Here is a 14,591-nt window from a genome sequence, read left to right on the forward strand (position 1 = left end):
TGTGCTGATACTTGCTACTGCCTCAGTGGGCTTCATCCCAGTTGATGCCGCTCTCGGCCTCGACGATCAGCGGTACCTTCAGGTCGGCGGCGTCACGCATGCGGGCCTTCACGGCATCGATGAAGTCATCGACCTGCTCGTCTTTCACCTCGAAGACCAGTTCGTCGTGCACCTGCATGACCATCCAGGCATCCATCTCGCCGTCCATCAGCCAGGCGTGCACGTCAATCATGGCGCGCTTTATGATATCGGCGGCGGTGCCCTGCATGGGTGCGTTGATGGCGGTGCGTTCGGCGGCCTGGCGGCGCCCCTGGTTCTGCGCCTTGATCTCGGGCAGGTAGAGCCGGCGGCCGGCGACGGTCTCGACGAAGCCGTCGTCGGCGGCCTGGGCGCGGATGCGCTCCATGTAACGGGCCACGCCCGGATAGCGGTCGAAGTAGCGGTCGATGTAGGTCTGGGCCTGGTTGCGCTCGATGTTGAGCTGCTTGCCGAGCCCCCAGGCGCTCATGCCGTAGATCAGCCCGAAGTTGATGGCCTTGGCGCTGCGCCGCTGGTCGCTGGAAACCTTATCAAGCTCGACGCCGAATACCTCCGCGGCGGTAGCGGCGTGAATGTCACGATCCTCGGCGAAGGCTTCCAGCAGGCCGGCGTCCTCGGAGAGATGCGCCATGATGCGCAGCTCGATCTGCGAGTAGTCGGCGGCGACGATCTTGTAGCCGGGCCTGGCGATGAAGGCCTGGCGGATCTTGCGCCCCTCCTCGGTGCGGATCGGGATGTTCTGCAGGTTGGGATCGCTTGATGACAGCCGCCCGGTGGCGGTAACCGCCTGGTGATAGCTGGTATGCACCCGGCCGGTGGCCTTGTTGACCAGCAGCGGCAGCTTGTCGGTGTAGGTCGATTTGAGCTTTGAGAGCCCGCGATGCTCGATGATCACCTTGGGCAGCGGGAAGTCCAGCGCCAGCTCCTCGAGCACCGCTTCGGCGGTGGAAGGCGCGCCCTTGGGGGTCTTCTTCTTGACCGGCAGCTTCTGCTCCTCGAAGAGGATCTCGGCGAGCTGCTTGGGCGAGCCCAGGTTGAACTCGCGGCCGGCGAGTTCGTGGGCGCTGGCCTCTAGCTCGCGGATGCGCGTCGCAAGCTCCTGGCTCTGGGTGTGCAGGCGCTCGGCGTCCAGGGCCACGCCGGTACGCTCGATGTGCGACAGCACCGGAATCAGCGGCCGCTCGAGGGCGTCCAGCACCTCGCTGACACGGCCTTCCTGCTCGAGGCGCGGGCGCAGCTCGTGGTGCAGGCGCAGGGTAATGTCGACGTCCTCGCAGGCGTAGGGGGCGGCCTGTTCGAGGGCGATCTGGTTGAAGGTCAGCTGCTTGGCGCCCTTGCCGGCGATCTCCTCGAAGCTCACCGTCTTCTCGCCCAGGTATTTCAGCGCCAGCGAGTCCATGTCGTGGCGGGTGGCGGTGGAGTTGAGCACATAGGACTCGAGCATGGTGTCGTGCAGCGGCCCGGCGACCCGGATGCCATAGCTCGCCAATACCGAGATATCGTACTTGAGGTTCTGGCCGATCTTGGCCTTGCTGGCATCCTCGAGCAGCGGCGTCAGCGCCTCGAGCACCGCCTTACGATCGAGCTGGGCGGGGGCATCGAGATAGTCGTGCGCCAGCGGTACATAGGCGGCTTCGCCGGCCTTGAGCGCCAGCCCGACGCCGACGATCTCGGCCTCCATGTAGTTGAGGCTCGTGGTCTCGAGATCGAAGCAGAAGGCTTCGCTGGCCTTGAGACGCTCGAGCCAGGCATCGAAGTCGACCTGCTCCAGGATGACGTGATCCTCACGGGTGCTGGCCGGCGCTTCCTGATCTTCCTCTTCCGGCTCGTCGGCCGCATCGCTTTCGCCAGCGACCGCCGCGCTGATGCTCTCGTCCTTGCCTTCGAGCAGGTCGGAAAGCCAGGCCTTGAATTCCATCTCCCGGTACAGCTCGGTCAGCGCCTCGCGGTCCGGATGCGCGATGTCGAGATCATCAAGCCCGACCGGCAGCTCGCAGTCGGTCTTGATGGTGGCGAGTTTGTACGACAGAAAGGCCTCGTCGCGGTGTGCGTCGAGTTTCTTGCCCAGCGTCTTGGCGCCGCGGAAGCTCAGCGTCTTGATGCGTTCCAGATCGCCGTAGATGGTGTCGAGGCCGCCCTGCATGCCCTGCAGCAGGCCAAGCGCCGTCTTCTCGCCCACCCCCGGCACGCCGGGAATGTTGTCGACCTTGTCGCCCATCAGCGCCAGGAAGTCGATGATCAGCTCCGGCGGCAAGCCGAACTTGTCCTTCACCCCATCCACGTCCAGGGTCTCGCCCTTCATGGTATTGACCAGGGTGATGTGGCCATTCACCAGCTGGGCCATGTCCTTGTCGCCGGTGGAGATCACCGCATCGCGTCCGGCCTCGGTGGCATGGCGGGCCAGGGTGCCGATGACGTCATCGGCCTCGACCCCTTCGACGCACAGAAGCGGCAGGCCCAGCGCCTTCACGCAGTCATGCAGCGGCTGTACCTGGCTGCGCAGGTCATCCGGCATAGGCGGGCGCTGCGCCTTGTACTGCTCGAACATCTCGTCGCGGAAGGTCTTGCCCTTGGCATCGAAGACCACCGCCATCGGACTGTCCGGATACTGTTTGATCAGGCTCTTGAGCATGTTGATCACGCCCTTCACGGCCCCGGTCGGCTGACCCTTGGAGGTGGTCAGCGGCGGCAGGGCATGGAAGGCGCGATACAGGTACGAGGAGCCGTCGACGAGGACGATGGGCGGGGTGGCCATAAATACCAATTCCTTGAGCAAGATCACTGCCTCCCATGATACGCAGCTCCCTGCATCACGTCAGGCTCGCCTAGCGCTATCGAGCTGACCTACACTGGCGAGACAAGCGTGAACACTGTTTCGCTGATATATCGGGAGCTCACCATGTTCGCCATATCGCGTCGCCTTATCCTCACCGCAGGCTTCGGCCTGTTCCTGATCATCGGCTCGTGCCTGGCCACCACGGCCCCGGCACTGGCCCAGTCCGCCGATGTCGAACCAGACGTCACCATCCGCCAGCAGGAAGACCGCACCATCGAGGAATACCGGGTCAACGGCCAGCTCTACGCGATCAAGATCACGCCCAAGGTGGGGCCCTCCTATTTCCTGATCGATGAAGACGGCGATGGCAACTTCGCCCGCCAATCCGGCGATCAGATCGCGATTCCCAGTTGGGTGCTGGTCGAGTGGTAGATCGGCGCTTGGCCCGGCACCGGTTGTGAAGGTCTATTCGCCCATCATCCGCTAGCCTTTAGGCCTGTTGCAGACACAGGACGTCACTCAGCCGACGGACTGACGACATGGGCCGTGCATCGCGCCGGCAAGACGGTACAATGTGCCGTTTGGCATTCCTGGCGAGAGAGACATGGCCGTATTCACCCCGCTTGACGACGCGCAGGTCGCCGACTTCCTGACACGCTTCGAGGCAGGCTCCTTGAAGGAGCTGAAGGGCGTGGCCAGCGGTACCGAGAACACCACCTATTTCGTGACCACCGACTCTCGCGAGCTGGTGCTGACGCTGTTCGAGCAGGGCGAACACGAGGAGCTGCCGTTCTTCGTCGACCTGCTCGACTACCTCGATGAGCATCGGCTGCCGGTGCCCGGCCCACTGCACGATCGCGATGGCGTCGCCCTGCAGAGCCTCGCCGGCAAGCCCGCGCTGCTGTTTCCGCGCATGCCCGGCAAGCACCCCACCGCGCCCAGCATCGCCCAGTGCAGCGCCCTCGGCGACACCCTTGGCCATATGCATTCGGTGTCGCGCCACTTCGAGGGCCAGCGCCCCAATCCCCGCGATCTGCACTGGCTGGCCCCCATGCACCACCGGGTGCTGGCCTATCTCTCGCCCGAGGACCAGGCGCTGATGAGCGATGAGATCGACACCTATCAGGCCTTCTTCGGCGATGCGTCCGACCTGCCCCAGGGCGCCATTCACGGCGACCTGTTCCGCGACAACACCCTGTTCGACGGCGAGCAGCTGGGCGGCATCATCGACTTCTATAATGGCTGCACTGGCGATCTGCTCTTCGACCTGGCGATCGTCATCAACGACTGGGCCACCGACGATGACGGGCGCCTGAACAAGGAACGCCACGACGCCATTCTCACGGCGTATCAGACCCGCAGGGAGCTGACCTGCAGCGAGCGCGATGCCTGGCCGATGATGCTGCGCATGACCGCACTGCGCTATTGGCTCTCGCGGCTGCTGGTGGTCTACGTGGATCCGCCCGCTCACGACCTCACGCCCCATGACCCCCAGCGTTTCCGCACCATTCTCGGCCAGCGCCTCAAGGGCGCCCTGCCGCTGCCGGCCTGACCGAACGGCGGCTACTCCCAGCCCCCTGCTCATCGCGACGCCCGCCGATAGATTCGGCGGGCGTCGTCGTTTGCGGCTTCGCTCGTGCGGTTCGGCAAACGCTAAGATTGCGTTAAGTCACCGCCGCTAAGGTTCTTCCGCGCATTCAAGACGCCCCTGCTGCCCATGTCGCCGGCAAGGCAACTCGCATTGCAGCGCGAACGGAGTGGCCTAGCGCCAAGGAGCCCTAATGACACGATCCCCCCAGCTTGGCAACGCGCTGACGCTGCTTGGCCTCTATCTGCTGGTGACGCTTGCCGCCCTCGCCCGGCCCTATATCCCCATCGATGAGACCCGCTATTTAAGCGTGGCCTGGGAAATGTGGGAAAAGGGGCAGTTCCTGGTGCCGCATATGAACGGCGAGGCCTATTCCCATAAGCCGCCCCTGCTGTTCTGGCTAATGCAGCTCGGCTGGACGGTCGGCGGCGTCAACGGCGTCTGGCCCAAGCTGATCATGCCACTGGCCGCCCTGCTGGCGCACTTCCATCTCTACCGCCTGGCACGGCGCATGGGCAACGCCGCCTTCGCCTGGCGCGCCACCCTGATTCTGGGGGCCATGCTGCTATGGGTGACCTACAGCGGCGTGGTGATGTTCGATGTGCTGCTCACCGCCTGCATTCTGGGCGCCATCGTACCGTTGATCAGCGTCGATGGTGGTGTTCCCGGTCGCAAGCAGTGGTTGATCGCCGGGGCCTGGCTCGGGCTCGCGCTACTGGCCAAGGGGCCGGTGGCACTGCTCACCTGGGGCATCGTCTTCCTCAGTGCACCGCTGTGGCGCGAGAAGACGCCCGGCGCCTGGTGGCGTGGCGGCGCAATGACATTGGGTGTGGGCATTCTGATGCTGCTGTGCTGGGCGCTACCCGCCGCCTGGCAGGGCGGCGATGCCTTTGCGCGGATGCTGCTGTGGGGCCAGACCGCCGATCGCATGGTCAACGCCTTCGACCACGCCCGCCCCTGGTACTGGTACCTATACTGCCTGCCGCTGCTGCTGTTTCCCGCACTGTTATGGCCGCGCCTCTATCCGCGGCGCCGGGCCGCATCTGACTCTCAACCACACGACGCCCAGCCCGGCACCGATTCGTCACCTTCTACGATCAGCTCGCGCCTGGCGCGCCTGCCCTGGCTGTGGACGCTGGGCGGCTTCGCCATCTTCACCCTGATCAGCGCCAAGCAGGTGCATTACCTGATGCCGCTGTTGCCAGGGCTTGCGCTGATCGCTGCCCAGGCGCTGGGCCGCGCCAGCCAGACGCCGACCCGTCTATGGGGGCTTGGACTCGGCTGGGGCCTGCTGGCGGCTGCCGGCTTCGGGCTGTGGCTATTCGGCAAGCCGTCGCTTAGCGGCGATATCGACCCGCTGGGCGCCGCTCTGCTGATGGCGGTCGCCGCCGGTGCGCTGGCCTGGCGCTGGAGATCGCTTCAGACGGCACTGCGCGGCCTGGTGCTGATCAATGGCCTGGCCTTCGTGGCCACCGTGCATGTGATGCTCGCGCCGCTGTGGTCGGCCTACGATGTGGCGCCGCCCGCGCGCCTGATCGCCGAATGGCAGGCAGATCATGGCCCGGTCGCCATAGAAGACATGAGCTACCAGGCGACCTTCCAGTTCGCCGGACGCTTCACCGAGCCACTCGCAGAGCTCGACGACCAGGACATCCCCGCCTGGCGGCGTGCTCATCCCGATGGCCTGGTGGTACTGCATATCCGCCACCAGAAGGATGCTCCCGAGCAGTCGACCGTCTTCCCCTATCGTGGCCACTACCTGGCGCTGGAACCGGCGACACCGCCCGACGAGGCCGCCACGCCTGCCGACCCCGTAGCTGCCGTGACGACAGCAACGGAGGCAACGACAAAGGCAACGACAGCCGATGAGGGCTCAAGCTCCTGACAGTCGCGCTGCCCCGCGTCATAATGCGGCTCCGTTTCCGTCATCGCGCCGGCTCAGGCCAGCTCAGGAGAGCGACATGACCGCACCCGCCGCCAAGGCAAGACGCACCTACAACATCGACCAGTGGGGCAGCGGCTATTTCGACGTCGATGACCAGGGCCATGCCCTGGTGCGCCCGCTAGGCAGCGAGGTCGAAGGCCCCAGTCTACCGCTGGACGCCCTGGTCGACGAACTGCGTGCGGCCGGCCTGCGCCTGCCGGTGCTGGTGCGTTTCACCGATATCCTGCACGACCGGGTCGAACAGCTCTGCGCGGCCTTCGACTACGTGATGCAGGACGAGCACTACGACGGCGGCTACACCGCTGTTTATCCGATCAAGGTCAACCAGCAGCGCCGGGTGGTCGAGGAAATTCTCGCCACTCAGGAGCGCGGCCGCGGCCGCGTCGGCCTGGAAGCCGGCAGCAAGCCGGAGCTTTTGGCCGTGCTTGCCCTCTCCGGCGACGCTCCCTCGCTGATCGTCTGCAACGGCTACAAGGATCGCGAGTACGTGCGCCTGGCGCTGATGGGCGAAAAGCTGGGCCACAAGGTCTATCTGGTCGTCGAGAAGTTCTCCGAGCTGGAGCTGATTCTTGAAGAGGCGCGCCGCCTCGAAGTCACCCCACGCATCGGCCTGCGCGCCCGGCTGGCCTCGGTGGGCAAGGGCAAGTGGCAGAACACCGGCGGCGAGAAGTCCAAGTTCGGCCTCACCGCCAGCCAGATCCTCGAGGTGGTCGAGCGCCTGCGCGAAGCAGGCTCCCTCGAGAGCCTGCAGCTGGTTCACTTCCATCTGGGTTCACAGATCGCCAATATCCGCGACATTCAGCGTGGCCTGCGCGAATGTGCCCGCTTCTACCAGAGTCTGCGGGAACTCGGCGCGCCGGTGGATACCGTCGATGTCGGCGGCGGGCTTGGCATCGACTACGAGGGCACCCGCTCGCGCAGCGAATGTTCGATCAACTACTCGATGCGCGAATACGCCGGCAACGTGGTGGCCGCCTTCCGCCAGGCCTGCGATGCCGAAGGCCTGCCCCACCCGCACCTGATCTCTGAGTCCGGCCGCGCCCTGACCGCCCACCACGCGGTGCTGATCACCAACGTGATCGGCGAGGAGCGCATCGGCGAGGCGCCGCCGGCGGCGCGCACCGCTCAGGACGGCGAGGTGCAGGAGCTGTGGCGGGTGCACGACCAACTGGCGGCCAGCCAGGAGCCCCGCGGCCTGGTCGAGGCCTATCACGACCTGGTGCAGGCGATGGCCGAGCTGCAGGACCGCTTCGTGCTGGGCCTTGCCGACATCACCGCCCGTGCCGAAGGCGAGGCCGTCTACTTCGCCGCCTGTGGCCGGCTGCGTGGCCAGCTCGATGCCCGCAACCGCGCCCACCGGGAGATCCTCGACGAATTGGCCGAGAAGCTCGCCGACAAGCTGTTCGTGAACTTCTCGCTGTTCCAGTCGGTGCCCGATGTGTGGGGCATTCAGCAGATATTCCCGGTGCTGCCGCTCTCGGGGCTCGACCGGGAGCCGACCCGCCGCGCCGTGGTGCAGGACATCACCTGCGACAGCGACGGGCGCATCGACAGCTACGTCGACGGCCAGGGCGTCGAGGCCACCCTGCCGCTGCCGGACTGGCAGCACGACGACGAAAAGCTGCTGGGCTTCTTCCTGGTCGGCGCCTACCAGGAGATTCTCGGCGACCTGCACAACCTGTTCGGCGATACCGACTCGGTGGACGCCGCGCTCGATGCCAACGGCCGCTGGGTACTCTCAGAGGCGATTCGCGGCGACGACGTGGCCTCGGTGCTTGGCTACGTCAACTTCGATGCCGAGGTGCTGCGCGCTCGCCTGAGCCATCAGCTCGAAGCCAGCGGCCTGCCCGAAGCCCAGCGCCGCGCCTTCCTCGACGACCTGCATGCCGGGCTCAAGAGCTACACCTACCTGGGCTGACCATGGTTCCGCCCTAGCCGAACCTGGCTAGGGCTTCAGATGCGCCCTGGCCTCCTCGGCGCTTTCATAGATATGCGCGGCGACCGAGCGCGCCTCGAGGGCATCGCCGAGTTTCATGCGCAGGAATACGCTGGTGGTGTAGCGGGTCACCTTCGAATAGAAGCGCGCTTCCAGGTCGCTGACCATCTCCGTGTAGACGCCCAGCAGATCCTCGTCGATGCGAAAGTGATCGTAATTGACGATGGCATAGACCTTGCGCTGAAGCGGCGTCAGCCAGGCTTCGACGGTCTCGCGAATGGTATCGATATCCGCTTGCGTGCTGACCTTCAGGTTCTCGAAGTTGATGAAGAACACCTCTTCTGCCGCATCGAAGGTGAAGCGCTGAGCCAGCGGTTGATCCAGCAGGTGCTCACGCAGGCCCATCGCCTCTTCACGGAAGATACGCGCATCCATCAGCCGTGGCGGCACCGGCATCAGCGGCTTGAAGTCCATCAGCGCCAGCACATCGCGCTCAAGATCCACCCCCGGGGCGATTTCCTCGAGCACCAGGCCTTCGGCGGTCAGGCGGAACACGCAGCGCTCGGTCACGTAGAGCACCGGCTTGGACTCGGCGGCGGCCAGCGCACCGCTGAAGGTGCGATGCTCGACGCTTGCCACGAACTTCTTCACCCCACCCTCGGCGAGCCTCACCTCGCCATCGACGATGGCAAGCTCTTCGAGTGCCGCCACGAAGGTGCCCATGAACACCACCCGGCGGGCGTTCTGACTGATATTGATGAAGCCGCCGGCGCCAGCCAGCCGAGGGCCGAATTTCGAGACGTTGACGTTGCCCTGACCATCGACCTGCGCCATGCCCAAAAAGGCGATATCCAGGCCGCCGCCGTCGTAGAAGTCGAACTGAGCCGGCTGGTCGATGATCGCCTGAACGTTCAGCGCCGCGCCAAAGTTGAGCCCGCTGGCGGGCAGCCCGCCGATCACGCCCGGCTCGGCGGTCAAGGTCATCAGCTCGAGCACTCGCTCCTCGCTTGCCACCGGGCCGACGCCTTCGGGCATGCCGATACCCAGGTTGACCACGCTATTGGGCTTGAGCTCGAAGGCCGCCCGGCGGGCGATGATCTTGCGAGCCGACAGCGGAATCGGCTCGGGAGTGGCCATCGGCGCCTTGATCTCGCCGGAATAGGCCGGGTTATAGCGGGTGCCGAAGGTCTGCCAGTGGTGCTCCGGGTCGTCGCAGACCACCACGCAATCGACCAGAATGCCGGGAATACGCACGCTCTGCGGCGGCAGAGAGCCGCGCTTGGCCAGCCGTTCGACCTGCACGATCACCAGGCCACCCGAGTTGTGCACCGCCGTGGCAATGGCCAGTGACTCCATGATCAGCGCCTCGCGCTCCATGCTGATATTGCCAAGGGTGTCGGCGGTAGTGCCGCGCAGCAGGGCGACCTGCAGCGGCAGGGCCTTGTAGAACAGGTATTCCTCGCCGTCGATGGGCAGCAGCGAGACCCGCTCCTCGGTGGATACGTCGTTGATGCGACCGCCACCCAGGCGCGGGTCGACGAAGGTGCCGAGCCCTACCCGGCTCAGGGTGCCGGGCTTGCCGGCGGCGATATCGCGAAATAAATGTGAGATCACCCCCTGAGGCAGATTCCAGGCCTGGATGCGCCCCTCAATGGCGAGTTTCTGCAGCTTGGGCACCAGCCCCCAGTGGCCGCCGATCACCCTGGCCACCAGCCCCTCGTGCCCCAGGTGGTTGAGCCCGCGGGTCTTGCCGTCGCCCTGCCCCGCGGCATACATCAGCGTGAGATTCCGCGGCTGACCGGTCGTCATGAAGCGCTCCTCGAGCGCCACCGCCAGATGCTCGGCGAAGCCGATGCCGACGAAACCGCCGGTGGCCACGGCGTCACCATCGCGGATCAGATTCACCGCCTCCTGGGCGGAGACGACCTTGCCCTTCTCGGTAAAGGGGCGGTTGGAGAGCAAGGGATGAGTCTGGTGGGGCATGGGTCAGCCTCCTGCGGACGGTCTCGACAACCTAGCACAGCGCTCCGCAGGCAGCCCCATAACGACAGTGCCCCGCCGGTTGGCGGGGCACTGCTCTTCATTCTGTGCCGGGCACGGCCAGCGCGACACCAGCGTCAACGGCTCGGCGACTCAGGGCGCGACCTGCGTCTCGAGTTCGAGCCAGCCATTCAAGTCGAAATGCAGGCGGGCACCGCGAGGCAGCCGCCCGACACCTGCCGGAGTGCCGGTGAGCACTACATCGCCGGGCAAGAGCGTAAAGTGGCGGCTCATCTCGGCCAGCAGCTCGGGAATCGGGAACAGCAGGTCCGCGGTATCGCCGGTCTGGCGGCGCTCGTCGTCGATATCCAGCGAGAAATTGAGGCTCGACCAGTCCAGCGGGCCGTTAAGACGCAGGAACTGCGACAGCGGGCAGGCGCCATCGAAGGACTTGGCGATTTCCCAGGGGTGCCCTTTCTCCTTCAAGCGGCTCTGCACCTCACGCAGGGTCAGGTCCAGCGCCAGGCCGATGCCGGCCACCGCCTGCTCGGCTTGCTGGGGGCTCGCATCGGTCAGCGTATCGCCGATCAGCAGCGCCAGTTCGGTCTCGAAATGCACCTCGCCCCGCGACGGAGCAATATCGATCGGCTCCTTCAAGGGCACCGCCGCCGTGGCCGGCTTGATGAACAACAACGGCGCACTCGGCACCGGGTTATCCAGTTCCTTGGCATGCTCGGCGTAGTTGCGCCCCACGCAGACGATCTTGCCGAGTGCATGGGGAAAGTCCTGTCCGTCGGTAAAGCGGGGCACGAAATGCATGGGGCGATTCTCCTGACCAGGTCCAGCGCATGGCGAGTTGATGATGAGCAAGCAGCGAGCGGTGCAGCGAAGCGCACCCCTCGCCGTGACTGAATCTCGTCAGTCTACGTCACCCATGCCCTCGTTAGGTGGCCCTCCACCAAAGAACTAGGGCGCCACGCCATAGAACCAAGGCGCACCGGCCTCAGCGCTGCTGCGCGCTCCAGTCGTCTCCCGGACGATGCGCCAGGAAGTCCGGGCGCTTGCGCTTCGCCGCATAGGGCTCGCCACAGGCGTTGTCGCGGCGGTTGTAGACGAAGAAAGCGTTGCTGCGCGGGTCCGGCGACATATTGGCGTTGGAACCGTGCAGGGTGTTGCAGTCAAACAGCAACAGCCCGCCCGCTGCACCGGTCGGCGCCTCGATGCCGTGGCGCTCGATCAGCCGGGTCAGCGCCTCGCGGCTCGGCACGCCGAATTCCTGCGTCTTCAGCGACTGCTTGTGGTGGTCGTCCGGCGTCTCGCCAAGGCAAGGCACGAAGACCCGATGCGAGCCGGGAATCAGCATCAGCGGGCCGTTGAAGGTGTGGTTGTCGGTGAGCACGATCGAAGCACTAACGGCGTTCATCGCCGGCATGCCGTCCTCGGCGTGCCAGGTCTCGAAATCCGAGTGCCAGTTGAAGCCCTTGCCCTGGAAACCCGGCTTGTAGTTGATGCGCGACTGATGCACGTAGGGCTCGCCGCCGAGAATCTGGCGGGCGCGGCCCATCAACCGCTCGTCCTGGGCGAGCCTTGAGAAGCGCTCGGAGAGAAAGTGCACCGCGAACAGCGAGCGGATCACCTGGCTGCCGGGCTCGGTGATGCTGAAATCACGCCCGGCATAGTCTTTGTTTTCCAAAAGCGTCTTCAACTCGTCGCGCAGCTCCTCGAGTTCGCGCCCGGAAAGAAAGTTCGGCTCGAACAGGAAACCTTCGCGCTCGAAGCGCTCGAGCTGGCCCGGGTCCAATGGGCCATCCTCGGCGCGGCCCTTCACCACCGGCTCCTGGCGCTTCAGCCAGGGCATATCCAGCGGCTGCGCTAGGCGCGTGGGATAGGGATCGCGCGGCGCGTTAGTGGCTTGTGTCGCTTGGCGGGTAGCGGTCTGTACTGACACTAGATCACCTCCATTGCTTGTGAAAAAGCATCTGTGAAATAAGTGCAGATCCAGCCCGGCACTTGGCCGTGGATGAGTTCTTCTTATGCTGTGGATCCGTGATTGTTCACCGCCCCGGCTATGCCATGGGGCAGCCAACATGAATGTACGAACGAGAACGAATATTTCAAGGAGCGTTGCATCGCCAAAGCGTGGCATCGGGTAGGCATCATGCGCTTGAGGCCGGCTATGGGCGTTAGTGCTGCAACTGCGCAAGCCGCCAAGCTGCTCACAGGGTGGCATTGAGAGATGCAGGAGGGAAACCAACCACAGGGCGGCTGAGTGCATAGGTACATAAGAACAGACACATTTAGCACACAGGCGGAGCAACTCTTATTGCTTGTCGAGCGGTAAGCTCTCAACCAGACTCAGGCTGGATAAAACAACTACAACTGGAATGGTATGAATTTATGAAAACAGTGCTCACAGTACTGATAATGTCAGCTCTAGCTGCATGTGCGACGGCAACCGAGACCTACACGTCAGGCGGAGAGCGAGGTTATAGCATTGATTGTTCAGGAAGCGCTCTTAGCTGGGGGATATGCGCGGAAAAAGCAGGTGAGATTTGTGGAGCAAAGGGATACTCCGTCCTTGAGCGAACAGGAGATCAGTCGACCATGCTCACTTCAAACCAGTTTGGCACTTATTCCAGCCCCGTCGTGTCAAGGAGCATGGTCATTCAGTGTGGGGAAGGCTAAACAGAAAGCTGCACGATTAAGCGGTTCGTAATGAGATTGGCTAGAGCAGCGCTTGTGACGACGAGCGGTAAACAAGCCTAGCGGCTGGAATCAAGTGTAGGACCGTCCTCGCTTTCATGGGAGTAGCGGTGGAAGCGTACGATATCTACGCTGGCTACCACATCGAGACCACCGACATCCGCTACACCGCCGGCGGCGGCAAGGGCGCAGAGGCCAGCGAAGTGCTTATCTTCAGCTGGGAAGTCGAGGCCGAGCAGGCGGGGCTTTTTTAACCAAACGAAGGGCAGGGATTCATGGAGCAGGAAGTAGCCACAGAGCTGATGCGTCAGTTGGACACGATCAAGGATATCGTCTCTAGCCAGCAACCTGGTTGGTACACCCTCGGGGCAGCAGGAATCGGGTTCCTAGCTGCCTTGGTACCGCATGGCCTCCTGGAGCACATGCGAAGGAGGCATGATGCAAAGGTGCTGCGTGCGTCGCTCATTGCGGAGCTGCGCGCAATTTCTGAGGTTATTCGCAGTCGCGGGTATCTCGAAGACCTGAAGAAGGCGGCGGAGTTGGAACAGCCTATAAAGTTCTCGGTGAATGTTCCGGAAGATTACTTCCTGGTATTCAAATCCAACGCTCAGAGGTTGGGCATCTTGGACGCAGAGGATGCCTCACAGTTCGTATGCTGCTATCAGTTGATGGAGGCGGTGGTCCGGGATGTGATTCCGGGTGGCGCGTTGGCAGAGGGCCTGTGCTCACCTGATGCCTTTCGCCAGGATGCTGAGTTCCTAGAGAGGGCCCTGAGTATCGCTGACGAGCTAGTAGGCTGCTACGGTACCAAGTCTCTCGCTAAACCTTGATGTTTCATCGACGCTGGTATGTGCCAATCGCGATGCGAGCATGTGCCAAAGCTGGCGCGCGGTTATACGTAGACAAAATGTAGACACACAAAAAAGCCGCTTCAATGGGCGGCCTCTTCATATCTAACTACTTGTGTGTGCTGCTTTTTAATGGTGCCGGCACCAGGAGTCGAACCCGGGACCTACTGATTACAAGTCAGTTGCTCTACCAACTGAGCTATGCCGGCGGGGGCAACTCACTAACTACAAGTACCAGATGATGCTACTTAATCTGGGTTGGCAGTGGCTGGGGTAGCAGGACTCGAACCTGCGAATGCCGATACCAAAAACCGGTGCCTTACCACTTGGCTATACCCCAGCAGATTGGTGGCCAGAGAGGGAATCGAACCCCCGACACGGGGATTTTCAATCCCCTGCTCTACCGACTGAGCTATCTGGCCCGTGCCAACGAGGACGTATTTAACTAGAAAGCTTTCCGCGCGTCAACCCTTTTTCTTTCAAAGAGATGGAATGAAGAAAAATCACTGGCTGGGCGGTACGTAGCCTTCGGCCTGGTCGGTATCGCGGTTATCCAGGAAGCGTTCCATCTGCTCCATCAGGTACTCGCGGGTTTTGGGGTCGAGCATGCTGAGATGCTTCTCGTTGATCAGGCGAGTCTGCAGCGCCTGCCACTCCTCCCAGGCCTTCTTGGACACGCTGGCCTGGATCTCCTGGCCTTTCTGGCCGGGCAGCGGCGGAAACGGCAGGGCTTCGAGCTCCTGCTGGTACTTGCGGCAGAACACGGTCTGGCTCAT

The 14,591-nt window shown here is 63.6% G+C and carries 11 protein-coding genes and 3 tRNA genes; 6 read left to right on the plus strand and 8 right to left on the minus strand.

Annotated features, from left to right (window positions below):
* Positions 1 to 22 precede the first annotated feature (22 nt).
* Entirely contained in the window at positions 23 to 2,794 is a 2,772-nt protein-coding gene (gene polA / locus BLR71_RS15585; RefSeq protein WP_092528473.1) for a DNA polymerase I, read from the minus strand.
* Positions 2,795 to 2,938: 144 nt separating this feature from the next.
* On the opposite strand from polA, the gene BLR71_RS15590 reads away from it, so the two are divergent.
* The 4 genes from BLR71_RS15590 to speA all read left to right on the plus strand — a co-directional run bounded on the left by BLR71_RS15590 (position 2,939) and on the right by speA (position 8,266).
* Complete coding sequence (locus BLR71_RS15590) at positions 2,939 to 3,247, plus strand: DUF2782 domain-containing protein (protein ID WP_092528475.1); 309 nt, start codon at positions 2,939 to 2,941, stop codon at positions 3,245 to 3,247.
* A 172-nt stretch (positions 3,248 to 3,419) separates the two neighbouring features.
* Entirely contained in the window at positions 3,420 to 4,367 is a 948-nt protein-coding gene (locus tag BLR71_RS15595; protein WP_092528477.1) for a homoserine kinase, read from the plus strand.
* A gap of 229 nt (positions 4,368 to 4,596) precedes the next feature.
* Complete coding sequence (locus BLR71_RS15600; RefSeq protein ID WP_092528479.1) at positions 4,597 to 6,288, plus strand: ArnT family glycosyltransferase; 1,692 nt, start codon at positions 4,597 to 4,599, stop codon at positions 6,286 to 6,288.
* A gap of 76 nt (positions 6,289 to 6,364) precedes the next feature.
* The gene (gene speA / locus BLR71_RS15605) at positions 6,365 to 8,266 is read left to right on the plus strand and encodes a biosynthetic arginine decarboxylase (protein ID WP_092528481.1); all 1,902 of its coding nucleotides are present in this window, start codon (positions 6,365 to 6,367) and stop codon (positions 8,264 to 8,266) included.
* Between the two features lie 27 nt (positions 8,267 to 8,293).
* Here the strand turns inward: speA and BLR71_RS15610 are convergent, their stop codons facing one another.
* The 3 genes from BLR71_RS15610 to thpD form a co-directional block, all read right to left on the minus strand.
* A complete protein-coding gene (locus BLR71_RS15610; protein WP_092528483.1) occupies positions 8,294 to 10,267 on the minus strand; it encodes an acyl CoA:acetate/3-ketoacid CoA transferase in 1,974 nt (657 codons plus the stop codon).
* A gap of 150 nt (positions 10,268 to 10,417) precedes the next feature.
* The gene (locus BLR71_RS15615; protein WP_092528485.1) at positions 10,418 to 11,083 is read right to left on the minus strand and encodes a fumarylacetoacetate hydrolase family protein; all 666 of its coding nucleotides are present in this window, start codon (positions 11,081 to 11,083) and stop codon (positions 10,418 to 10,420) included.
* A gap of 184 nt (positions 11,084 to 11,267) precedes the next feature.
* Entirely contained in the window at positions 11,268 to 12,212 is a 945-nt protein-coding gene (gene thpD, locus BLR71_RS15620; protein WP_245696533.1) for an ectoine hydroxylase, read from the minus strand.
* An 865-nt stretch (positions 12,213 to 13,077) separates the two neighbouring features.
* Between thpD and BLR71_RS15625 the strand changes: the two genes are divergently transcribed.
* Together BLR71_RS15625 and BLR71_RS15630 are read left to right on the plus strand one after the other, a co-directional pair.
* The gene (locus BLR71_RS15625; protein WP_217629348.1) at positions 13,078 to 13,221 is read left to right on the plus strand and encodes a hypothetical protein; all 144 of its coding nucleotides are present in this window, start codon (positions 13,078 to 13,080) and stop codon (positions 13,219 to 13,221) included.
* Positions 13,222 to 13,242: 21 nt separating this feature from the next.
* The gene (locus BLR71_RS15630; RefSeq protein ID WP_092528487.1) at positions 13,243 to 13,797 is read left to right on the plus strand and encodes a hypothetical protein; all 555 of its coding nucleotides are present in this window, start codon (positions 13,243 to 13,245) and stop codon (positions 13,795 to 13,797) included.
* Positions 13,798 to 13,948: 151 nt separating this feature from the next.
* Here BLR71_RS15630 and BLR71_RS15635 read toward each other — a convergent pair.
* The 4 genes from BLR71_RS15635 to BLR71_RS15650 form a co-directional block, all read right to left on the minus strand.
* Positions 13,949 to 14,024 (minus strand) — tRNA-Thr (locus BLR71_RS15635).
* A 56-nt stretch (positions 14,025 to 14,080) separates the two neighbouring features.
* Positions 14,081 to 14,155, minus strand: a tRNA-Gln gene (locus tag BLR71_RS15640).
* A gap of 6 nt (positions 14,156 to 14,161) precedes the next feature.
* Positions 14,162 to 14,237 (minus strand) — tRNA-Phe (locus BLR71_RS15645).
* 81 nt (positions 14,238 to 14,318) lie between these two features.
* Positions 14,319 to 14,591, minus strand: coding sequence for an oxidative damage protection protein (locus tag BLR71_RS15650; protein ID WP_092528489.1), 273 nt, complete (start codon positions 14,589 to 14,591; stop codon positions 14,319 to 14,321).

The organism is Onishia taeanensis (genome assembly GCF_900100755.1).
Taxonomy (GTDB): domain Bacteria; phylum Pseudomonadota; class Gammaproteobacteria; order Pseudomonadales; family Halomonadaceae; genus Onishia; species Onishia taeanensis.

What these genes read in the sequence shown, in the direction of transcription:
- BLR71_RS15630 (WP_092528487.1), top strand. Translation starts at nt 13,243, where the DNA reads ATGGAGCAGGAAGTAGCCACAGAGCTGATGCGTCAGTTGGACACGATC.
- polA (WP_092528473.1), bottom strand. Translation starts at nt 2,794, where the DNA reads ATGGCCACCCCGCCCATCGTCCTCGTCGACGGCTCCTCGTACCTGTAT.
- BLR71_RS15590 (WP_092528475.1), top strand. Translation starts at nt 2,939, where the DNA reads ATGTTCGCCATATCGCGTCGCCTTATCCTCACCGCAGGCTTCGGCCTG.
- BLR71_RS15600 (WP_092528479.1), top strand. Translation starts at nt 4,597, where the DNA reads ATGACACGATCCCCCCAGCTTGGCAACGCGCTGACGCTGCTTGGCCTC.
- BLR71_RS15615 (WP_092528485.1), bottom strand. Translation starts at nt 11,083, where the DNA reads ATGCATTTCGTGCCCCGCTTTACCGACGGACAGGACTTTCCCCATGCA.
- speA (WP_092528481.1), top strand. Translation starts at nt 6,365, where the DNA reads ATGACCGCACCCGCCGCCAAGGCAAGACGCACCTACAACATCGACCAG.
- BLR71_RS15610 (WP_092528483.1), bottom strand. Translation starts at nt 10,267, where the DNA reads ATGCCCCACCAGACTCATCCCTTGCTCTCCAACCGCCCCTTTACCGAG.
- BLR71_RS15595 (WP_092528477.1), top strand. Translation starts at nt 3,420, where the DNA reads ATGGCCGTATTCACCCCGCTTGACGACGCGCAGGTCGCCGACTTCCTG.
- BLR71_RS15650 (WP_092528489.1), bottom strand. Translation starts at nt 14,591, where the DNA reads ATGAGCCAGACCGTGTTCTGCCGCAAGTACCAGCAGGAGCTCGAAGCC.